This is a genomic window from Enterococcus sp. AZ119 (genome assembly GCF_050546175.1).
In the GTDB taxonomy this organism is placed as follows: domain Bacteria; phylum Bacillota; class Bacilli; order Lactobacillales; family Enterococcaceae; genus Enterococcus; species Enterococcus faecalis.
In genome coordinates this window covers 1,287,490-1,310,792 of record NZ_CP172951.1, presented here as the reverse complement: position 1 = coordinate 1,310,792, position 23,303 = coordinate 1,287,490, and the positions used below count along the sequence as shown (strand labels likewise).

At 36.4% G+C, this 23,303-nt stretch carries 18 protein-coding genes; 11 read left to right on the top strand and 7 right to left on the bottom strand.

Features of this window, described 5'->3' with window-relative positions; genetic code table 11:
• Window positions 1-20: 20 nt before the first annotated feature.
• From phnC to IGL37_RS06315, 7 genes are all read left to right on the top strand, one after another.
• Window positions 21-794 carry a phosphonate ABC transporter ATP-binding protein gene (gene phnC / locus IGL37_RS06345; RefSeq protein ID WP_033917948.1) on the top strand — a complete coding sequence of 258 codons (774 nt, stop codon included), beginning with the start codon at window positions 21-23 and terminating at the stop codon, window positions 792-794.
• Entirely contained in the window at window positions 791-1,570 is a 780-nt protein-coding gene (gene phnE / locus IGL37_RS06340) for a phosphonate ABC transporter, permease protein PhnE (protein WP_002360273.1), read from the top strand. The genes phnC and phnE overlap by 4 nt, the downstream gene beginning before the upstream one ends.
• A complete protein-coding gene (locus IGL37_RS06335; RefSeq protein WP_033917949.1) occupies window positions 1,567-2,349 on the top strand; it encodes a PhnE/PtxC family ABC transporter permease in 783 nt (260 codons plus the stop codon). The genes phnE and IGL37_RS06335 overlap by 4 nt, the downstream gene beginning before the upstream one ends.
• 1 nt (window position 2,350) lies before the next feature.
• Entirely contained in the window at window positions 2,351-3,169 is an 819-nt protein-coding gene (locus IGL37_RS06330) for a metallophosphoesterase family protein (protein WP_033917950.1), read from the top strand.
• Between the two features lie 338 nt (window positions 3,170-3,507).
• Window positions 3,508-5,388, top strand: a complete 1,881-nt coding sequence (locus tag IGL37_RS06325; protein WP_002357535.1) for a beta-glucoside-specific PTS transporter subunit IIABC — start codon at window positions 3,508-3,510, stop codon at window positions 5,386-5,388.
• Entirely contained in the window at window positions 5,388-6,797 is a 1,410-nt protein-coding gene (locus tag IGL37_RS06320) for a glycoside hydrolase family 1 protein (RefSeq protein ID WP_002357536.1), read from the top strand. Before IGL37_RS06325 ends, IGL37_RS06320 begins: the two co-directional genes overlap by 1 nt.
• A 109-nt stretch (window positions 6,798-6,906) precedes the next feature.
• On the top strand, window positions 6,907-7,068 hold the full coding sequence (locus IGL37_RS06315) for a hypothetical protein (protein WP_002357537.1): 162 nt from the start codon (window positions 6,907-6,909) through the stop codon (window positions 7,066-7,068).
• A gap of 59 nt (window positions 7,069-7,127) precedes the next feature.
• Here the strand turns inward: IGL37_RS06315 and IGL37_RS06310 are convergent, their stop codons facing one another.
• Together IGL37_RS06310 and IGL37_RS06305 are read right to left on the bottom strand one after the other, a co-directional pair.
• A complete protein-coding gene (locus IGL37_RS06310; RefSeq protein ID WP_002363973.1) occupies window positions 7,128-8,108 on the bottom strand; it encodes a LacI family DNA-binding transcriptional regulator in 981 nt (326 codons plus the stop codon).
• A gap of 18 nt (window positions 8,109-8,126) precedes the next feature.
• Window positions 8,127-9,587: a sucrose-6-phosphate hydrolase gene (locus tag IGL37_RS06305; RefSeq protein WP_002392409.1), complete on the bottom strand. Its 1,461-nt coding sequence runs from the start codon at window positions 9,585-9,587 to the stop codon at window positions 8,127-8,129.
• Between the two features lie 242 nt (window positions 9,588-9,829).
• On the opposite strand from IGL37_RS06305, the gene IGL37_RS06300 reads away from it, so the two are divergent.
• From IGL37_RS06300 to IGL37_RS06285, 4 genes are all read left to right on the top strand, one after another.
• Window positions 9,830-11,503 carry a glycoside hydrolase family 13 protein gene (locus tag IGL37_RS06300; RefSeq protein WP_002385902.1) on the top strand — a complete coding sequence of 558 codons (1,674 nt, stop codon included), beginning with the start codon at window positions 9,830-9,832 and terminating at the stop codon, window positions 11,501-11,503.
• Between the two features lie 16 nt (window positions 11,504-11,519).
• On the top strand, window positions 11,520-13,448 hold the full coding sequence (locus IGL37_RS06295; protein WP_002357541.1) for a sucrose-specific PTS transporter subunit IIBC: 1,929 nt from the start codon (window positions 11,520-11,522) through the stop codon (window positions 13,446-13,448).
• Between the two features lie 272 nt (window positions 13,449-13,720).
• Entirely contained in the window at window positions 13,721-14,602 is an 882-nt protein-coding gene (locus IGL37_RS06290; protein ID WP_195757638.1) for a helix-turn-helix domain-containing protein, read from the top strand.
• 133 nt (window positions 14,603-14,735) lie between these two features.
• Window positions 14,736-16,169: a cryptochrome/photolyase family protein gene (locus IGL37_RS06285; protein WP_033917952.1), complete on the top strand. Its 1,434-nt coding sequence runs from the start codon at window positions 14,736-14,738 to the stop codon at window positions 16,167-16,169.
• A gap of 212 nt (window positions 16,170-16,381) precedes the next feature.
• Here the strand turns inward: IGL37_RS06285 and IGL37_RS06280 are convergent, their stop codons facing one another.
• From IGL37_RS06280 to IGL37_RS06260, 5 genes are all read right to left on the bottom strand, one after another.
• Complete coding sequence (locus tag IGL37_RS06280; RefSeq protein ID WP_002398299.1) at window positions 16,382-17,818, bottom strand: catalase; 1,437 nt, start codon at window positions 17,816-17,818, stop codon at window positions 16,382-16,384.
• Between the two features lie 302 nt (window positions 17,819-18,120).
• The gene (locus IGL37_RS06275) at window positions 18,121-19,131 is read right to left on the bottom strand and encodes a hypothetical protein (RefSeq protein ID WP_033917953.1); all 1,011 of its coding nucleotides are present in this window, start codon (window positions 19,129-19,131) and stop codon (window positions 18,121-18,123) included.
• 139 nt (window positions 19,132-19,270) lie between these two features.
• Window positions 19,271-19,696 (bottom strand): NUDIX domain-containing protein, encoded by a 426-nt coding sequence (locus IGL37_RS06270; protein ID WP_010712466.1) that lies wholly within the window; start codon window positions 19,694-19,696, stop codon window positions 19,271-19,273.
• 87 nt (window positions 19,697-19,783) lie between these two features.
• On the bottom strand, window positions 19,784-21,562 hold the full coding sequence (locus tag IGL37_RS06265) for an ABC transporter ATP-binding protein (RefSeq protein WP_002366703.1): 1,779 nt from the start codon (window positions 21,560-21,562) through the stop codon (window positions 19,784-19,786).
• Window positions 21,555-23,303: an ABC transporter ATP-binding protein gene (locus IGL37_RS06260; RefSeq protein WP_002369380.1), complete on the bottom strand. Its 1,749-nt coding sequence runs from the start codon at window positions 23,301-23,303 to the stop codon at window positions 21,555-21,557. Before IGL37_RS06260 ends, IGL37_RS06265 begins: the two co-directional genes overlap by 8 nt.

Sequence of the window (23,303 nt, the reverse complement as noted above, 5' to 3'; positions counted from 1 at the left end):
TCAATTAAAGGAGTATCAAAATGATTGTTTTTACTAATGTATCTAAAACCTATCCAAACGGGGTAAAAGGATTACAAAATGTTAACTTAACAATTAAGGAAGGCGAAATTGTTGCCATTATTGGTTTGAGCGGTGCTGGGAAAAGCACCTTTTTGAAATCGATTAATCGGCTAGTGGAAATAACGGAAGGTGAAATTCATATAAACAATCAGTCAATTACTCAGGCTAAGAAAAAAAAGCTGCGCTTGATTCGCCGACAAATTGGTCTTATTTCACAAAATTTTAATTTGGTAAAACGCAGCTCTGTACAAAAAAATGTTCTCTCTGGGCGTTTGGGCTATTACTCTACTTGGAGAAGTATCTTTGGCTTATTTACTAAGGATGACTATCAAAAAACAACGGCAGCTTTAAATGCTGTCGGACTTGTGGATAAACTGCATACACGTAGTGATGAATTAAGTGGCGGACAGCAACAACGTGTCTCTATTGCACGTGCGTTGGTTCAACAGGCGCCGATCATCTTGGCAGATGAACCCGTAGCTTCATTGGACCCTATTATGACAAAAAAAGTGATGAACGATTTACAAACGATTAATCAGACACTAGGGAAAACTATCGTTATAAATTTACATTCTGTTTCTTTAGCACGGGAGTATGCCACAAGAATTATTGCTTTAAAAAGTGGTGAAGTTGTTTTTGATGGGATTCCAGAACAATTGACTGATACTCGTTTAGAAGAAATTTACGGAATGGCAATCTTTGAAGAAGTAGAAATGGCGGAGAACAACGTATGAAGATAAAAGATACTATCCATTTTCTATGGTATAAAAAACTATTTATATTGTTTATTATATTTATTTGTATAGAAAGTAGTATTGCTGTTACTGGTGCGGATTTTACTGAAATTCTTACTAATTTCAGCCAAATTGGTCGCTTTTTGCAGCAATTTTTCCCACCAGACTTTTCATTTTTACCCAAAATTATTACACCTTTAATCAAGACATTGGAAATCTCTTTTTTAGGCACGATACTAGGATTCCTTTTAGCAGTTCCTTTTAGCTTTTTAGCCTCAAATGTTGTCACAAAAAACAGAATAGGGTTGTTAATATTAAGATTTTTTCTAAGTTTGATTCGGACAATTCCGACACTTTTACTTGCGGCATTAATGGTGGCGATTTTTGGTATTGGTGAAGCAACAGGTGTCCTGACAATTACCATCTTTACTTTTGGTATGTTATCACAATTAATGTTTCAGGCAATTGAAACAATTGATTTAGGGCCAATTGAAGCTACCGAAGCAACAGGAGCCACTCAATTACAAATTGCTGTATGGTCTATTTTCCCGCAAGTAGCCAGTCAATTTTTTGGGTATGCTTTTTACGCCTTTGAAGTAAATGTTCGTGCATCCACAGTATTGGGTTATGTAGGTGCTGGGGGCATTGGGATTATTTTAAACACCTCCCTTTCTTTAGCTAAATATGATCGCGTGGGTATCATCATTCTAGTCATATTGGTAATGGAAATAGTTGTTGATTGGTTGAGTGCATATGTTAGGAGAACGTTATTATGATCATAACAGAAATAAGTAAAAAGAAAATAGTATCAACAGTAGTACTAATTTTACTATTTTTCATTACACTTACACGAATCGATTATACAGGACTTCAAACATTTTCTTTAAAAATGGCGATAGATGTATTTATTGGATTGGGGCATCCAGATTGGTCCTTTGTCTACGATGGGAGTGGGGAAGATTTAGTAAGTTTACTTGTTTTAACGGTTGCAATTGCTTGTTTGGGTACTTCTTTTGCAACTGTATTAGCAATACCAGTAACTTTACTTAGTGCCGTTAATTTGTGGCCATCTGCACCTTTTTTAACAAAGTTTGGCAAGCTTGGTAGCCATATTTTACGCGCTTTTCCAGAATTAATTTTAGCAATTATTTTTGTAAAAGCCTTGGGGCCCGGCCCATTTGCTGGAGTAATGGCAATTGGTGTTCACCAAATTGGGATGTTGAGTAAGTTGTTCACAGAAGAATTAGAAAGTATGGATGAAAAATTGATCGAAAGTATGGATGCTGTGGGGGCAAATTTTTGGCAAAAGTTATTTTATGTGCGAATCCCTTCTTTACTACCTATTTATAGCTCTCTGATATTAAATCATGTTGAAATTGCTATTCGAAGTGCAGCTACTTTAGGCTTAGTAGGTGCTGGGGGCATTGGAGCACCATTAATTTTTGCGATCCAAACAAGAAATTGGAGTAAAGTGAGTATTCTATTAATAGGTGTTGTATTGACAATTTTTGTTTTAGATCAAGTAACAGAATTAATTAGAAAGAAATTGAGATAGTATGGATATTTTACATTTATCAGATATTCATTTTCGTAGAAATTATGAAAAAGCAAAAGATGGTTATAAAGGAATGTTAACCAAAATGGAAAATCCGTTGATTCGCTTAGAGTCCTCTTTAACCAGTCTATTAAAAATAAAAAAAATTGATTTAGTAATTATCAGTGGTGATCTCACAGAAGACGGTGAGCCAGAAGACTACGCTTTTTTAAAACAAAAGTTACAAACTATCTTACAGGGAATTCCGATGATTGTGACATTAGGAAATCATGATATAAAGAAAAACTTTCGAATTGGTTGGCTTAATCAAATAGGAACTGAACGACCATATAACATTGTACAAACTTATCCAGAATTTCACATTATTAGTCTAGATAATTCAGAACATGACAATCCTGATGGCCATATGAATAAGGAACAAAAAGATTGGTTACAAACAACTTTAAAAAAATTGTCAGATAAGCCTATCCTGTTAGTCATGCATCATCATTTGTTAAGGGAACAAAGTAGTATGCCGACATTGCCAGAAGCAGAGGAAACCATTCAATTATTAAAAGGTTCTGATATTTTAGGTGTATTAACTGGCCATACACATCATCCGTATTTACACCACATAAACGGGATTCCCTATTATACGGTAGCTGGCATGTCTTTTGTTGGCGAAGATGAAGGTCAGGGGATTGTAAGGTTTGAAGAAAATTATGGCTATAACCTATATTCTATTGACAAAGGTCGGCTTACCCATTTTCAAGTAAATTATTATAGAACAGACAAACTATTAGCTAAATTAAACATGCAGATAGATAGCTCTGTTTTATAATTACACAATAACATACCATAGTAACTGGTCATAAAAAATCAGTTTGCTATGGTATTTGCTATGTGGAAAAAGATTAAAATAGAGTGTAGTGCACGACAATTTCATCTTCATCTGCTTATCTTAGGTTCGTACACCTAATTCATTGATAATCCCTCTAAATAATGGTAAATTAAAAATAAATTCAATCAGCTATTCTATCGTGAGAAACATAGTTATTACGTAGATCAGATCAAAGGGACATTCACGACGAGCAAATATTGAGTGTGTTTGCTGAAACGTGCATGTGTGATTTGGTCTTTTTTATTGAGCTGTTATTTTATAGATAAGGAGTGGTCACCATGGACTACCAAGCAATAGCAAAAGAAATTTTGAAAGACGTAGGTGGCAAAGACAATATCGTGGATGTCACACATTGTTATACACGATTGCGTTTCGTATTGAAAGATACGAAACAAGCGAACAAAGAAGCCTTACTACAAACAGAAGGTGTCATTTCTGTTGTTGAAAGTGGCGGACAGTATCAAGTGGTTTTAGGCAATAAAGTCGCGCATGTTTATAATGCTCTAGAACCTTTGTTGGCTCAGCAACTTACGACCAAAACATCTACAAAAGAAAAAAATTCATTAGGTAATCGAATTTTAAATACTGTTGCCGCGATTTTCACGCCTGTCGTACCAGCAATTGCCGCTTCAGGCATGTTAAAAGGAATTCTAGCCATCGCTGTGATGGTCGCAAACAATTTTTACCAGGTCGATTTAAAACCTTTGAATACGTATATTATTTTAAGCGCCGCTTCCGATGCACTTTTTTATTTTATGCCAGTTATTTTAGGTTATTCAGCTGCTAAGGTTTTCAAAACAAACGAATATATCGCCATGGTAATTGGTGCCACCTTATGTTATCCAACCATCGTTTCATTAATGACTGAAGAATCAGCGGTTACCTTGTTTGGATTACATGTGACCAAAGCCAATTATGTTTCCACAGTAATTCCTATTATTCTTGCAATTTTTATGTTAGCTTATGTGCAACGCTTTTTGGAAAAAGTCATTCCAGAAGTTCTAAAAATTATTATGGTTCCTACGCTGTCATTACTTTTAATGATTCCAGCCACTTTATTATTATTTGGACCGATAGGGATTTATTTAGGCGACGGCGTGAATTGGTTGTATTATTATATAATGAATTTTAGTCCCATCTTGTTAGGCGGTTTTATCGGCGGAATTTGGTGTGTCTTAGTCATTTTTGGGGCTCACCGTGGGCTTGTGCCAATTGGGATTAATGATGTCGCTCGAACAGGACGGCAAAATTTGCTAGCGTTTGCTGGTGCAGCAAACTTTTCTCAAGCGGGCGCCGCATTTGGCGTGTTTGTCCGCACAAAAAATAAAGACTTGAAAGCTGTTGCTGCCTCTGCAACAGTGACTGCATTATTTGGTATCACAGAACCAGCTATTTATGGGGCAAACTTGCGGTTAAAAAAACCGATGATTTATGCGGTGGCTAGCGGAGCAGCAGGTGGGGCCTTAATGGGCTGGGGCGGTTCCTACGGGACAGCCTTCGCTAACCAAGGACTCTTGACCATCCCAGTTTATGCAGAAGCAGGAACCAAAGCCTTTATTTGTTATTTATTAGGTTGTGGCATTGCTTTTTTTGGTGCATTTCTATTAACGATTTTTCTAGGCTTTAATGATTTACCGCTTGACGAGTCACGTCAAGAACCCGGCTTAAAGACAGAGACAGGGACAGTCAAAGAAAAGCAACGGATTCAAGCACCTGTTCAAGGACAACTCGTATCTTTAGACCAAATCAACGATGAAGTCTTTGCTTCTCAACAAATGGGAAAAACGCTAGCTATTTATCCGACAGAGGAACAAATTGTTTCACCAGGAAATGGGCAAGTGACGGCTTTATATCCAACTCATCATGCAATTGGCTTAAAGTTAGACAATGGTGCTGAAATCCTCCTTCACATTGGAATCAATACAGTCGAATTAAAAGGACGAGGATTTGAGAGGTTCGTAAAAGCAGGAGAAAGGGTCAGACTAGGACAAAAACTGCTCTCTTTTGATAAACAAATCATCCAAGCTGCTGGTTATGATCCAACCGTCTTAGTCATCGTAACAAATACTGCGGAAATGGCTGTAATTGAGACAACCAAACAAACAGAGATTACACCACAAACAAATTTATTTTTCATGCAAGTAAAGGAGCAAAACTAATGGTTAAACAATTTAAGAACGATTTTTTATGGGGCGCTTCTTCCTCCGCTTTTCAAATTGAGGGCGCTTGGAATGAGGACGGCAAAGGCCTAACAGTCGCTGATTACAATTCTTTTAAAAAGTCAGCTGTACAAGCAGACACGAAAGTCGCCAGCGATTTTTACCATCGTTTCAAAGAGGACATTGCGTTAATGAAAGAATTAGGCTTAAAAACCTATCGTTTTTCTCTTTCATGGGCACGAATCATTCCAACAGGTGATGGCGAAATCAATCAAGCCGGCATCGATTTTTATAATGCTGTCATTGATACACTTTTAGAAAACGATATTTTGCCGTTTGTCACACTTTATCATTTTGATTTACCTTTTGCGTTGGTGGAAAAATACAATGGTTGGGCGGATCGTCGCTGCGTTTCCGCATTTCAACGCTATGCGCAAGTCTGTTATCAAGCGTTTGGTGATCGAGTCAAAAATTGGCAAGTTACAAACGAACAAAACTTAATGATTCGTGTCGATGAACGAATGAATATGTACGACGTTGCACCAGAAAATGCTGAAAAAATTCGTGCACAAATGGATTACCATATGTTTGTTGCCCATGCGTTAGCGACGAATGATTGTCACCAATTGGTTGCTGGGGGAAAAGTCGGTCCCTCTGTTTCCTCAACGATGACTTATCCTAGTTCTAATAAGCCTGAAGATGTTTGGGCGGCTCGTATGAATGATAACTTTAAAACGAATTACGCTCTAGAAATGTATTGTTTTGGCGAATACCCTGGTTACTATCAAGAGTATTTGACCAAATGCGGCATTTATCCCGAAACACAGCCAGAAGATCAAGCAATTTTGAAAGCCGCTAAACCAGATTTTATCGCTCTTAATTATTATCGGACGTTAGTCGCTAGCTATTTACCGACAGATGAGCAACACCCATTGGGTACGAAAGAAAAGGACATTGATTTTGATCTATACGGTTATTTTAAAATCGAAAAAAATCAACATTTAAAAACCTCTAAGTATGGCGCCCAAATTGATCCAACTGGTCTACGTTTAGTTTTAAATGATTATTATCGTCAATACCGTTTGCCGTTAATCATTACAGAAAACGGCTTAGGCACACCAGATCACCTAACAGAGGACGGAAAAATTCATGATGATTATCGAATTGCGTATTTGCATGATCATATTGCTGCTTGTCATGCGGCTATTTCTGACGGTGTTGAGTTGTTTGGCTATTGCCCTTGGTCGGTCATGGATATTTTAAGTTCTCATCAAGGATTCAAAAAACGCTACGGTTTTATTTACGTCAATCGTGAAGACCATGAGTTAAAAGATTTACGACGCATTAAAAAAGATAGTTTTTATTGGTACCAATCAGTTATTAAAAATAATGGGTTATCAGAAGAATAGTGCCCAAAAAAGGATCATCCATTGCATAAGCGGGTGATCCTTTTGTTTTCAAGTTCTCTCATTCCGTGTTAGGCTTAAGTTAATAAACCCATTAAAGGTGGTGAGAGAGATGAATAATTACGATTTATGGAAATGGGCTGCCGGGAAACGAACCGAAAAAAATAAAAATGAAACCTATAGCGCCAAAAATTGGTGGTATGTTTTACTAATGCTCGGTGTATTTGTAGGGATCATGTTGTTGTATTATTTAATCTCTGTGCTTTGGAATTAAGGGAAAATAGGCAAATGAGGAATTAAGAATAAAAAAAGACACCTGAAAAGGTGTCTTTTTTAACAGGATTCAGACAATGATAGCTGAATCGGAATAGGATAATTTTCCTCGAGTGCAACATCAGGATCCTTCATTCTACGAAGCAGTAAGTCAATCATAACGTCACACATCTCGTCGATTGGCTGCACAATGGTTGATAGTTGTGGGGCAATTCTTTTGATTAATTTTGTCCCATCATAACCAATTACTTTTAATTCTTCAGGAATGGATATCTTCAATTTTTGAGCAATATTCATAACTGTAATTGCTGTCAAATCATCGGTACAAAAGATGCCGTCTACAGTTTTATTTTGAAGCAAACGTTCGATTTCTAGATTTTTTAATGTTGTAGAGGTTCCATTATCAATTTGTAGAATCGTTTTTTCTGCGCCATATTTTTCCATCGTTTGTTTATAACCAGCCAATCGATAATCGCTAGGTGCGCCTGTGTTATTAGCACCAGTAATAATTGCAATCTTTTGTGCACCACTTGCAAATAAGGCTTCAGTGGCTTTTTGGCCACCTTGAAAGTTTTGCGAAGAGACAATTGGAATGCCAGGTGCCAAGAAACGGTCAAAGGAAACAATAGGTAGTGAAACATTTTCATATTCGTTAATAGCTAAGTTATGGCTACCAGTGATTACACCGTCCACTTTATTTGCAGCGAGCATTCGTAAATAGGCGCGCTCTTTTTCTGGATCTTTTTCACTATCACATAAAATCACTTTATATCCTTGAACAAAGAGCTTTCTTTCCAGTGTTTCAATTAATTCACCAAAAAATGGATGACTAACAGAAGGGAAGACTAAACCAATCAGCTGCGTACTTTTTCCTTGGAGGCTTCTGGCTAATCCATTAGGTTGATAATTTAATTCTTCCATCGCTTGATGAACTTTATCAATTGTTTTTTGACTAAGATAACCATAATTATTAATCACGCGGCTTACCGTTGTCGGGCTCACCCCAGCAAGCTTAGCTACATCCGTTAATTTAACCACCATCAAAATTCACCATCATTCCTAATTATTCGTATTTTCCAGCTCATAAAAACAAGCTTTTGCCGTCTTGGATAGATGAAGATACTGTTGCGCTTTATCTGGAAAGAAGCGACCAGTCATCGTTTTTTCACCTTTATTTACATAGATTTCTGCAACAGAACAATCAACAAAAATAGTTAACTGAACTGACTTATTTTTCCTAATTTTAGTTTCACGAATTGTGCCATACTTTTCAGCAAAAGGTTGGCCAGCAAATGTTCGATCAAGGGTTATTTTACCATGAATCGTATCAATTGTAATTAAAAGTCCTTTTGAACCCGTTTCGTTCGCTAAAAGCCGAATAAAAGCAATCTCATTTTTGGGAATATCCACTTCTAATTCAAAAGAAGCAGTAGATAAAAAATGGCAGCCATTTGATAAAGTAGTGGCGGATTGACGAAGCATTTCTGTTTCAGAAACTGGATATTGAAATAGTTTCCCGTTGTGAATTGTGAGTTCTTTAACCAGACTTAAGCCATTTGCCCAACCCTCCACATCACTTGGGTAAGTGATTTCTGGCAACCCAATCCAACTGACCGCAAGTGCACGACCATCTGGCGCATTAAAGGCTTGAGTGGCGTAGACATCAAATCCTTCATCTAAATTTTCAAAAGGCCCAGCCTGAACTAAAGAAAGATTCTCCAAATCAAACGTTTCGGCCAATGTGTACATATTCGGATAGATATTCTGATAACTTTTTACAGATGGAGATAGACCTTGTGGGCAAAATAATAAGACAGGCTGGCCATCAATAAATACCAAATTGGGGCATTCAACCATGTAGCCTAATTCTTGGTCGGTGAACGTCAATTCGCCAAGTTGATGAAAATTGTGTACGTTTCGATCTTTAGAAAAATAGACCACAATTTTTCCTTGTCCATTTAAATCACTAGCACCAATTAATAAAACAAGTCCTTCTTGATAAGGAAATACCATCGGATCACGAAAATGGGAAGAATAATTGGGGTCAATAGGTAGGAATGGTGTTGATTCCTTTGTGATCGCACCTAAAGAATTCAGCCATGCAATATTTTGATATGCAAATCGTTGCCAAGTTTGATCACGAACATTTCCTGTATAAAATAAACATAGTTGGTTATCTATTGGTAAAGCTGAGCCTGAATAGACGCCATGAGAATCATATTCAGAGTCGGGATAAAGGGCAATTCCTTCATAATCCCAGTGAATTAAGTCGGAGGAAGTTAAGTGGGCCCAACTTTTTAGTCCGTGAACACTCCCGAAAGGAAACGCTTGATAAAATAAATGCCACTGGTTATTGAAATACGAAAAACCGTTGGGATCATTTAGTAGTCCTGTCTGTGGTTGAATATGATACTTAAAACGCCAACTAGATTGCGCGATAATAGAAGTTAGATTTTCGAGGTGAGCAGATGTCCAAGAAGAATAAGGCGCATAACGTAATTCATCAGTCCATTGGTTCATGATGCTTGACATAAGTAATGTCTCCTTTGTTAGAAAATAGTAGTTAGTCTAATAGTATAAACAAATCAGAAAAAAGTCAAACGTATAACATATATAAATCTATTTAAATCAAAAGAATATTATAATTTACATTTATTTATGATAAACGTTTGACATATTACGCAAAAACGAGTATCATACAAAATGTAAAAACGGTTACAGAAAAAATTAACAGGACTAGTTTAAGAGTGAGGAGAACCAGAATGAACAGAAATTGGTGGCAAAAAGAAGTGGCCTATCAAATTTATCCACGTAGCTTTTCGGATAGTAATAATGACGGAATTGGTGATTTACAAGGCATTATTCAAAAAATGGATTACTTAGAAAATTTAGGAATTACGCTGATTTGGCTGAGTCCAATGTACCCGTCGCCAATGGCTGACAATGGATATGATATTTCAGACTATTATGGTATTTCTAGCGATTTTGGTACAATGGCAGACTTCGATGAACTCATTGAAGAAGCAAAAAAACGAAACATAAAAGTTATTTTAGATTTAGTGGTAAACCATACATCTGATGAACATGCTTGGTTTCAAGATGTTTTAAAAAATCCTCAAAGTCGTTTTCGAGACTTTTATATTATAAAAGAAGGACGAGAAGCACCTACAAATTGGCGGTCTAACTTCGGTGGTAGTGTTTGGGAAAAACTACCTGGGGAAGATGCCTACTACTTTCATGCCTTTCATAAAAAACAGCCGGATTTAAATTGGGAAAATCCTGAACTACGCAAAGAAATCTATCAAATGATTCGTTTTTGGTTAAACAAAGGAATTGCTGGTTTTCGTGTAGATGCGATTAATTTTATTAAGAAAGATTTGACTTGGACAAACTTACCTGCTGATGGGGCAGATCAATTAGCCAAAGTAACAAAAGCTAGTAGAAACATGCCAGGAATGAGTGACTTTCTGAACGAATTAAAAGAAAAAGCTTTTGCTGGCTTTGATATTGTCACAGTTGCCGAAGCGGCCGGCGTCAATTATCCAAATTTATCAGAATTTATTGGAGAAACAGGGTATTTCGACATGATTTTTGACTTCAAATGGGCTGATTTGGATGTGAAATCAGGAAGCGAATGGTTTTATAGAATCGATTGGTCTTGGAATGATTTACGCACATTAATTTTCAAACAGCAAGAAGCCATGCAAGAGGCTGGTTGGAGTGCAAATTTTATTGAAAATCATGATCAACCTCGAGCGACAACGAAATATTTAAAAGAACAGGCTCAACAGCCAAATGCGGTTAAAACATTCGGCGCCATGTATTTCTTTTTAAGGGGTACGCCTTTTATTTACCAAGGACAAGAATTAGGAATGACCAATTTTGAAAGGGGTTCGATTGATGAATTCGATGATATTTCTAGCATTGATCAATACTATCGAGCAATAAAAGAAGGATTTACACCCAAAGAAGCCTTGTCACTTGTCAATTTGCGTAGTCGAGACAATGCCCGCACACCTTTTCCATGGAATGATTCTATGTATGGCGGTTTTTCAAGCGTCAAACCTTGGTTAGGAATGGTGGATAATTATAAAGAAATCAATGCCGAAGCAGAAATAAAAAATAGTCAAAGTATTTTTCATTTCTATAAGCGGATGATTGCATTTCGTCAAAAGAGTCCCTATACAGACATCTTACTTTATGGAACATTTGAGGGACTATCAAATCTTCCAGATAATGTTATTGCTTATAAACGCAAATTAAATGAAAAAACAATTTACGCCTTTTTTAATTTTGGTGAGGCGGTTCCAATCCCTCATTATTTAGTTAATGGCACAGTTATTTTTGATACACAGTCTGAAGAACGAGAGCAGTTAGTTCAGCAGGGAACATTATTAAAAAGCTATCAAGGACTATTGATTACTATAAATGAGTAGCTAGGAGGAGTATAACATGGCAGAAAATTATCAGCAGGCAGCCAAAGACATTATTCAATTAATCGGTATGGATAACATTATATCGGTCACCCATTGTCAAACGCGGTTACGTTTTATTTTGAAGGACCACGAACAAGTAGATGGTAAACAACTAGAAAAAATTGATTTAGTAAAAGGTGTCTTTTATAATGGCGGTCAATACCAAGTGATTTTAGGAACTGGTATTGTGACTAAAGTGTATGATGAAATAGAAAAACTTGGAATCAATGTTGTGTCAAAAGCAGAGCAAACAGCAATTTTAAAAAATAATGAAACGGGCATGCGCAAAACAATGCGCATTTTAAGTGAAATATTCATTCCAATTGTTCCAGTAATTGCAGCAACAGGATTGTTCCTAGGGTTAAAAGGTGTTATTTTTAACGATACTTTTTTACAATTATTCGGAGCAAGTGTAGCCAATATTCCTGAAAGCTTTCAACAAATTGTCTCTGTCATTACAGATACCGTCTTTGCCTTTTTGCCAGCTTTGATTGTTTGGTCTACCTTTAAAGCATTTAATGCGACGCCTGTAATCGGGATTGTTATTGGTTTAATGATGGTATCACCCATTTTACCAAACGCTTATGCAGTTGCAACACCAGATTCTGGCGTGAAAGCTATTATGGCTTTTGGTTTTATCCCAGTTGTCGGTGCACAAGGATCCGTTTTAAGTGCAATTGCTGCTGGTATAATTGGCGCAAAGATTGAACTTTTTTTCCGAAAAAAGATGCCGAATATTCTCGATCAAATTTTTACACCCTTTATGACTATGTTAATTACTTTTTTAATCATGATTCTCGGAATTGGCCCAATTTTGCATACCGTTGAATTAGGCATGGTAGATGTTGTCCAATGGTTGATTGGGTTGCCCTTAGGACTAGGTGGTTTCGTGATTGGTGCCTCATATCCTTTAATGGTTTTGATTGGTATTCATCATACACTAACTATGGTAGAAACATCATTATTAGCAAATACAGGATTTAATGCATTGATTACAATATGTGCCATGTATGGGTTTGCTAACGTTGGCAGTTGTTTAGCCTTTGCGAAAAAAGCGCAAGATAGCAAAGTGAAGTCGACAGCCATTGGTTCTATGTTGTCTCAATTATTTGGAGTTAGTGAGCCTGTGTTATTTGGATTACTTATTCGTTGGAACTTAAAACCACTGCTATGTGTCTTGTTTACATCAGGTTTAGGCGGAGCAATTTTAGCTATTTTTCATATTCAATCAAATTCTTATGGCTTAGCCGTTATTCCTTCTTTCTTAATGTATATCTATAGTGCACATCAATTAGTGATCTATTTATTAGTCGCACTTTTATCTGTCGGTGTATGTTATGCATTAACCAGTCTATTTGCAATTCCGCAAGAGGTTTTGATTTCAGATAAAGTAATCGAAGAGGAAGAACGCGAAGTCTTTGAAATGCAACATAACACCTTAGATGAACAACTTTTTTCTCCGGTAAATGGTTACGCCATGAATCTTACTGCTGTTAATGACCCGGTATTTTCAAGCGAGATGATGGGCAAAGGTTTAGCAATCATGCCAACAGCGAACAAGGTTTACGCGCCTGCAGATGGTTTATTAAACTTGGTTGCAGAAACTGGACACGCTTATGGTATCCAAACGGACGCAGGAGCTGAAGTATTAATTCATATAGGAATTGATACTGTCACATTGGGGCAGGAGGTCTTTCAGACACAAGTAACCCAAGGTCACCGTGTTAAAAAAGGAGATCTTTTAGGAACGTTCGATCGAAAAGCCATTAAAGAAGCTGGGCTTGACTCAACTGTCATGGTTATCATTACAAATACTTCAAGTTATTTAAGCGTAGAGCCAATGATGTCAGATCATAATGAAATTACGCCGGAACAAATCATTTTAAATCTAAATACACCTAACTAAACAAAAGAACAGCAAGAAGTAGTTATCACTTCTTGCTGTTCTTTTTCTTAATAAAAAACCAATGATTTTCGGTTGTATTTGTCTGTCCGTTTGTAGTATCATTGAGTCAGTTTTAAAGGAAACATGCCAAGTATGGAAGACCATACTTGACACGCATTGACTAATTAAACATGGGGAACGTTGCCATAAGTTGATGTTCCAGTCAATAATGCAAGTAAATCAAACATAGCATGTACCTCCTTTAATTGATAATCAAAGTATAACATTTTTTAATGAATTTACATAATAATACAAGTGGAGGTCTGTTCGTGAAGGTAGCAGGAGACAAAATAAAACAAGCGAGAAAACTTAAAAAAATCACACAATCAGAGCTGGCTAACGGCATCTGTACGCAAGCAACAATTAGTAATATTGAAAACCGTAATCTATGTGACAGTTTAGATATTTTCTCATCTATTTGCCTCCGATTAGATTTAGAAGTAGAAGAATGCATGATGATTTCTGAAGAAAAGAAAATTGAAAATCTACTAAACAAAGTCGAGGATTTATCTTTACGGTTATTTCACTTAGAGGCCTACAATTTATTACAAGAAGTGCCTGAAGGTCTTATCTTATCTAATAATGAACTAACGACTAAATTGTTATATTATAAGGGAATTACTTGTTTATTAGGAAAAAAAGATAAAGCAGAGGCCTTGTTTTACCTATACCGGGGCGCGGAAATTGACCGTAAAGTCAATATTTACAACATTTTAAGCCTGAATGCGCTAGGTACGCTATACGAACTGGAAAAAGATATGAGAAAAGCGCAAGTGTATTACGAAAAATCATTACAAGAATTGGAACAATTTAAATTAGAATGTTCCTTGGAGCGTTGTAGAATTTATTATAATTCTGCTAAATTCTACTCGGAAATGAAAGACTACCAAAAAAGTGTCATTTTAAGCGAAAAAGGGATTCAGATTTGTCGTGACAAACACTCCATTTATTTGCTAGATTATCTTTTATATGAAAAAGCCTTTAACAAACAAATGCTCGGGGAAGACACAGCCGATGACTATCGTCAAGCCTATTATTTTACACAATTTTTTAGCAATACAGAAGTCCTACAATATATTGAGAAAGATATGAAAGCTTTTAATATTTCCTATTAATTTAAATCAAAAAGCCGATAAAAGCTGAAAACCCAGTTTTTATCGGCTTTTTGAAAAGTCTAGGCAAGTTGCTTTTAAAAATCAGCAGTCACGGTTACGATAAGCAAGACGAAGTATTTAGGAGGATTTAAAAATGAAAAGAGTAATGTGGTTTAGACGTGATTTACGATTACAGGATAATAAAGCATTAGCGCACGCGTTACAAAATTCTGCAGCTGATGAATTGATTTTATTATTCCAAATGAATCCTCAACAATTTATTCAAGAAAGTGCTAATCATAACGCTTTTTTTGCAAGTTTAGCCTCGTTTAAAGAACGAATCGATCAAGAGGCACATTTACAAATCATGGTCGGCGAACCATTAGATTTATTTTCACGTTTGAAACGCAAATTACCCGATTGGCAGGCCATTTATTTTAATGAAGATACTTGTGGCTTTGGGGCAAAGCGGGACCAGCAAGCTATGCGCTTTTTTGAAGAAAATAATATTCAGTCTTTCTCTTTTCAAGATGCCTATTTGCATGGCTCTGAAGAAATTAAGAAGAACGATGGCAGTAAGTACCAAGTGTTTACGCCCTATTACAATAAATGGAAAGAGGCGCCTAAAGAAACACCGATTCCTGTTTCCTATACAGCTGAAAAAATTTTTAGTGCGTGTCTTTTTCCAGAAGAGGAAGCAGCATATGGGGAACAGATTGCGAGGATTCCTTTAACACACTATAGTGTCGGCGAAAAAACAGCCAGAAGGTGCTTAAATACTTTTATTGATCAAAAACTTCAATCCTATGAAAATAATCGTGATTTTCCTTATCAGGATCAAACGAGTCATCTGTCTACTTTTTTAAGAACGGGAGAGCTTTCGATTCGCACCATTTGGCAAGAGCTTGCATCTGCGCCTTCTAGCTTAAGTAAAGAAACCTTCAAAAAAGAATTAGCTTGGCGTGACTTTTACAATATGATCTATAGTGCGTTTCCACAACAAAAAGAGGAAGCTATTCAAGAAAAATTTCGTTATATTCAATGGACAAATGACCCAGAAATGTTTGTCAAGTGGCAAAAAGGGGAGACGGGGTACCCTATAATTGATGCCGCAATGCGACAACTGAATCAAACTGGTTGGATGCACAACCGCTTAAGAATGATTACTGCCTCTTTTTTAGTTAAAAATTTACACATCGATTGGCGTTGGGGTGAAAAATACTTTCAAAAAATGTTGATTGATTATGATGCCGCCAATAATATCGGTGGCTGGCAATGGGCTGCTTCGACAGGAACGGACGCTGTCCCGTATTTTCGGATTTTTAATCCAATTATCCAGTCAAAAAAATTTGATAATGACGGCCAGTTCATCAAAAAATATGTTCCAGAACTTAAGCAAGTGCCACAAAAGTATATTCATCAACCAAATCTAATGAACGAAGCCTTACAAACGCAATATCATGTACATTTAGGAGAAAATTATCCAAAACCCATTGTCGATTATGCATCAAGTAAAAAACAAACATTGTTTCTATATGAAGCGAGCAAAGAAATTCATCAAGAAATGAACAATCCAACGTTTCAATAAACAGTAAACCCAACTAGCTTAGCAAACAACTTGTAAGGTTAGTTGGGTAAATTAATTAGTCGAAAGAGAAGTGCAATTTATCGGCTAAAGTTTTTTATTTTATTCTAGTTTACATAATATACATTATACAAAGTAGAATAAAAAGCATTGAAAAGCAAACAAACCCAGTCTTTAGTTTATCTAGACTGGGTTTGTCACGTACGTTATATAAATTATGCTTGTTGCTTGATGGCTTGTGCGACGCGTGCTCCATATTCTGGATTTACTCTAGTGAACAAATCAATTTGACGCGCGATGATTTCTTGATTTTTCACTTGACCTAAAGATGCCGCTATATTGTTAATTAAGTTTTCTTTTTCTTCGCTTGGCAGCAAATTATACAAAGCGTTTGCTTGTGTAAAGTGATCTTGATTATAGCTATAATTACCAACATTTCCCTCAACTTCAAAGGAACTAATTTTCGCCGTAGGATCTTCTTTTGGTGTTTCAGTATAACTATTTGGTTCGTAATTAATTTCGCTATTGCCATTGTCAAAACGCATATTGCCGTCTTTTTGGTAGTTATTTACAGGCGCTTTTGCTTGGTTGATCGGCAATTGGTGACTATTAGCGCCCACGCGATGACGATGTGCGTCCCCATAAGCGAACAAACGTCCTTGCAATAATTTATCTGGAGAAGCTTCAATACCAGGAACGAAATTCCCTGGTGAAAAGGTTACTTGTTCAACCTCTGCAAAATAATTCTCTGGATTTCTATTTAAAGTCATCGTGCCAACTTCAATCAGCGGATACTCTTTTTGAGAAACCGTTTTTGTTACATCAAAAAGAGTTTCTTTCATTGTTAACGCATCTGCATACGGGATAATTTGCACAGATAATGTCCAAGAAGGAAATTCTTGATTTTCAATTGCATTATGCAAATCTTCAATATGGAAATCTGGGTTTTTCCCAGCAATTTCTTCTGCTAATTGACTCTCTAGATTTTTGATTCCTTGATTCGTCTTGAAGTGATATTTAACAAAAAATACTTCTCCAGCAGCATTGACCCATTTGAATGTATGGCTACCAAAACCATGCATATGACGGAACGATAGCGGAATGCCACGATCACTCATTAAAATTGTTACTTGATGAAGGCTTTCCGGTGAATGAGACCAAAAATCCCAAACAGCTTCTGGACTTTTCAAATGCGTCCGTGGATTTCTTTTTTGGCTATGAATAAAATCTGGAAACTTAATTGCATCACGAATGAAAAAAATGGGCGTGTTATTGCCAACTAAGTCGTAATTTCCTTCATCTGTATAGAATTTAAGCGCAAAACCGCGAGGATCACGCAATGTATCTGATGAACCTAACTCTCCAGCTACTGTTGAAAAACGAGCGAATAAAGGTGTTTCTTTGCCAACTTCAGATAAAAAATCGGCTTTAGTATATTGTGCCATTGATTGGCTCACCTTGAAAATCCCATGAGCACCAGCACCTTTGGCATGAACAACCCGTTCTGGCACGCGCTCACGATTAAAATGAGCTAATTTTTCTAATAAATGAACGTCTTGGATTAGGACAGGACCAAATTCTCCTGCAGTTAGCGAATTTTGATTATCGCCAACAGGACTTCCTTGTGACGTAGTTAAATGTTGATTTTTCACCTAAAACACTCCTTCATCTAAAATTATACTCATTGTATAAAAAAACCACTCTGCATAACAAAAATAATGCTTAAAAACACTCAAAAACATTTGTTATTTAATAGAATGATTAAAAATAGCAGTAGAATTTAAATCAAAAACAAATGTATTAATTTTAAACTGTTTACACCACCAAAAATAACAACCAATAATTCAAAGAAAACTAAAATGCTGTTTTTTTATTCAAAAAAGACCTAGCATCCCAATCATGCTAGGTCTTTCGTTACTTTTTTTGAGGGACCGTTTTTATTGGTCATTCAGCGTTATTGATTGATCGCAACAGTCGTGTCTTCAGTCGATAGACCTGTCATAGAGGTGCTATCGGAAAATATTTTTTCAACTTCTTGTTCTGATAAAATATTTTCTTTCTTAGGCATTGAAATCGTCGCTTTTTTGGCTTTTTGTGTAATGCTAATTTTACTAGATAATGATTCAAGTCCCATGTCAACGTTCTTGTCTTGTTGCGGTTTTACATTGATCAACATATTTGTTTTATTTTCTTTTGTATTAACAGAAACTTTGGCAGAAACATCTTTAACTTTTTCGAAAGGATCTTGTTCTTTACCTTTCTCAGATGTTTCTGTCGTAATTTTGATTAACTTTTGTAATTCTTTTTTTGTAAACGTATGGGTAATGGTATCCCTTTTTTTCTCAAACGTATCCTTGTCTAATCCTTCTAAAAACTCTTTGTATTCCTTAGCAGACTGTTTTCGTTCTTTTTCCGATTCTTGATACTCTTTGATTGTATCTTGCCATTCTTTCGTACTTTCCTCGTTCATGGCTAAAAGATCAATGTATTTTCCTTTTAGTTTTTCTGTATCTAACTGAGAACTATCGATAGCACCGTCAGTCATTGAGTCTGCGACAGCGACAATATATTCCATCATATCTGTTGCTAAATAGAGTTTTGGCTCTTTGCCCTCGTTATCTAATGATCCAATCAATGAAATCGGTACATCCATGCCCATCGCTTTTAATTTCATCTCTAAGCTGAATGCTTTTTCTTTTTTGGCATCTACTTGAATCTTCCCAGAAAGCGATGCGTCTTTGATTTGCGTGATGAGCATCCCAATCATAGGATTCGTTTGTGCACCATCTTCTTGTGAAAATTTCATGTCACTAATTGACATAGAGAAATCCCAAACCCCAGATTCTTGTGCGTTTTGATTGCCAATCCCTTGAATGAACTCATCTTTCGCACTTTTGCCACAGCCTGTCAGTAACAAAGCTGAACAGAAAACGCCTGCGATAATCCCCACTTTTCTTTTTAACACACTTTTTCCCCCTCATTATATAAAAAATTAATTCCCTTTTATTAAGAATAGCAAACATTGCTTATAAATAGCAATGTTTAATTTTAGATTTTCTCTCTTTTAATAAGTGGGATTGATTTAATCTTTTAGGTTTGAATCATTAAGCTGTATTATTTTTAAAATAAAATTGCTTTTCGCCAAAAAATACTGGGAAAAGTTCTGCTAAACTGCCAGCTAAAGGACCTTCTCGCAATTCTTTTTCAGTGACCCAAAACAAGGGTTGTTCCGTTTCTTCTGGTAGTTCATCCGCTGTTTCTGCAATGAATAATGCGGCTAATTCCCGCGCACCCGAACAATCATTCAGCCATTCTGCAACACCTACTAATTGTGGTTTCAGCACTAATCCTGTTTCTTCAAGGAGTTCGCGAACCATGGCTGTTTCCATGCCCTCGTTTTTTTCAACATGTCCGCCAGGGAACGTCCAACCAGGCCAATCCTTTTTTTGTCGTTCTTGCACAAGGATTTCATTTTTCTGATTTCTAATCATACATAATGTTGTTAATTCCACTTCAAAATTCCGCTTCATTTGCACCTCATCATTTTTTCCTTTGTTAAGGTTACGATACAGAAAAACAGAGAAAGATTCAACTAAGAATTTTCTCTGTTTTATCATCTAGCTCTTTAATAAGTCGTATTGCGATTGATATAAATGATGATATAACGCATGTTTTGCCATTAGTTGATCATGAGATCCTTCTTCCACAATACGACCACCATCAATATAGAAAATTTTATCGCTATTTTTGATGGTAGAAAGCCGATGAGCAATAATAAACGATGTCCGTCCTTTTAGAAGTTGTTGTAGTCCTTCTTGTAACAATTCTTCTGTTTTTGTATCAATACTGGAGGTTGCTTCGTCTAAAATTAAAATTTTGGGATCTGCCAGTAAAGCACGAGCAAATGAAATTAATTGGCGTTGTCCTGCCGAGAGTGTACTACCCCGCTCTTCCACAACTGTTTCATAGCCATCTTTTAAATCCTTGATAAAATCGTGCGCACGAACAATTTTTGCGGCTTGGATGACTTCTTCCTCTGTGGCTGCTAAATTTCCGTACCGAATGTTCTCAATAATCGTTCCTGAAAAAATAAACGTATCTTGAAGCATTACCCCCATTTGTTTTCTTAACGAACGGAGTGTCACATCGCGAACATCATAACCATCAATTTTAACGGCCCCTTCATTCACATCATAAAAACGACTTAATAAATTGATGATTGTTGTTTTACCCGCACCTGTTGGCCCAACCAAGGCGATTGTTTGTCCTGGCTCAATATGAAAACTAACATCGGTCAAAATATTTTTTCCTTCTTCATAACGGAAATAAACATGCTGAAAGTCGACGGTTCCTTTAATTGGCGGCAACTCAATAGCTTGCGGCGCATCTTGAATTTCTGGAACAACATCCATCGTTTCAAAAATCCTTTCCAAATAGGCAGTTGCAGTAATCAGAGAATTGTAGAAGTTACCAATATTGATGACCGGATTCCAAAAGTTATTGATATAACCGATAAAAGCAATTAGCGTCCCAGTGGTAACGGACACACCTAATTGACGGATTCCTACGAAATAGATAAAACAAGTCGTAATAACGGATATATTTTGCACTGCTGGCCATAATAAATACTGGACACGTACAGCTTTCATAAAGGATTGACGATATTCTTCGCTTACCTCGTTAAAAATCTGGAAATTTTCATCTTCTCGTGCAAAAGATTGTGTAATTTTAATTCCTGAAATACTTTCATGAATATAGGCATTTAAGTTTGATTGTTTATTGCTAAGCTCTTGGTAAGCTTTCCGTTGTTTCCCTTGAATAAACAGAACCATCACGAACAACACAGGCAATAGCAGTAAACTGTATAAGGTTAATTTCACATCAATAAATAACATGAAAATTAAGGTGATAATCACATTAAATAAATCAGAAATTAAATTGATCAATCCGTTACTTAATAAATCACTTAACGTATTGATGTAATTGACCACCCGTATTAAGATTTTTCCATGCGGCCGACTGTCAAAATAAGAAAATGGTAATTTTTGTAGATGCTCAAAAATTGAAAAACGCATATCTTTTAAAATATCTTGTCCAATTTCTGTGATGGCATATATTCGATAACGCATACACCAACCAATAATCACCAAGGAAAATAGGAAAATAGCCCCTAGTATCAAGAGTAACGAGAGATTCTTTTGTGGAATTACTTGGTCAATCGCAATTTTAGTAAAGTAAGGGCCTAACATACTTGCCAGATTAGCTAATATGATGACAAACAATGTTTTAAAAACAGCTTTTTTGTAAGGCTTAATATAGGCGCCTAATCGTTTATAGTGAGACCAATTAAATTCTTTTTCTAAAGTCTCATCCACATCAAACGTATTTCTAGCCACGCGACTCACCTTCCTTTGTCAGACCTAATTGTTTTTGATATACGTCAAAATATTTGCCTTTTTGTTCGACTAATTCGCTATGCGTACCGCTTTCCACCACACGGCCTTTTTCCATCATCAAAATTAAATTGGCCTCTCTCACAGAAGAAATTCGGTGGGCAATAATAAATGTCGTTTTCTTTTCCGTCAAACGACCTAGTTCTTTTTGAATTTTTGATTCTGTTTCCATATCAACAGCAGAAGTTGTGTCATCTAAAATTAAAATAGCTGGATCTTTGGTTAAGGCACGGGCCAGTGAAATCCGCTGTTTTTGGCCACCAGATAGGCCAACGCCGCGTTCACCAACAATTGTTGCATAACCTTCGGGCATTCTGGAAATAAAGCTATGGGCATCGGCAATTTCAGCCATCATTTGCACTTGTTCCAAGTTAGCCAATGTATTACCAAAAGCAATGTTATCTTCTATCGTATTGGAAAAAAGAAAGACATCTTGCATAACCATGGAGATATTTTCTCGCAATTTACGAACAGAATAGCTTTTAGCATCTTTTCCATCAATATAAACAGTGCCTTTGGTTGGATCATAGAACCGAGCGATTAAGTTAACTAAAGTGGTTTTGCCTGAACCAGTTTCCCCTAAAATACCAATTGTTTCACCAGGTTTTGCTGAAAATGAAACATCCGATAAAATGGGGGTTTCTGGATCATCTGAAAAATGAAAGGACACGTGATCAAACGTCACATAGCCTTGGATCGGTTCTGCTTCTTTTTCCCGAGCAATGGGAATCTTCGGTTTCGTTGCTAATAACTGACGAATTTTAATGGACGATGCCGTAAAGCGTTGCACATCATTGATCAACCAGCCACTCATTCGCATTGGCATGTTCAACATCCAGAGAAAGCCGTTAAAGGCCACTAAATCACCAATTGTCATTCGACCTTGAATCACAAAGAGGCCACCAAGAACTAAGGCAATAACATTTAAACTACCTGCAAAACCGTCTAACCACGGTAAATATTTTTTAGAGACATCTGCGGAAGCCATATTCCATTTTTTATAGTCTTCATTGTGCTTGTTAAACTTTTCAATTTCATAAGGTTCTTGAGAAAAAGCTTTAACCACCCGATTTCCACCAATATTTTCTTCGACCATCGAATTTAACCGAGAAAAACTTTCCCGAATCTCAAAAAATACCGGATGCGATTCCTTCGACATTTTTTGTGTTAACAGAAAAATCAAAGGTGTAATTAAAATTAATGCTAGCATCAATTGCCAATTGATCGTCCCCATCACAATCACGGCTGCGATGAACCATAAAATACATTCTAAGAGGTTATAAGTGACCCAAGAAACAAAATGGCGGATAGCGTCTGTATCCCCTGTCATTCGCGCCATAATGTCACCAACACGTGTATGATTAAAGAAATCAAAATCTAATTCTTGAAGTTTGATATACATATCTTTTCTTAAGTCAAATAACGCAGATTGTCCGACCGATTCAAACAAGACTTGATAACTATAACGAACAACTGTCCGAATAACGGTCACCCCAATCATAATCCCAAGAATTGGGACAAGCTCTTCAGTTTTCCCCTGATTGATTACTTGGTCTACAATTCTGCCAGATAACAATGGAATAATAACAATTAAAATAGCGTTAATAACGACAAAAATAACAGCTAGCAGTAACTTATTCTTATTTTTTTTAGCATATTGCCAAATCCATTCAAAACTATTCAT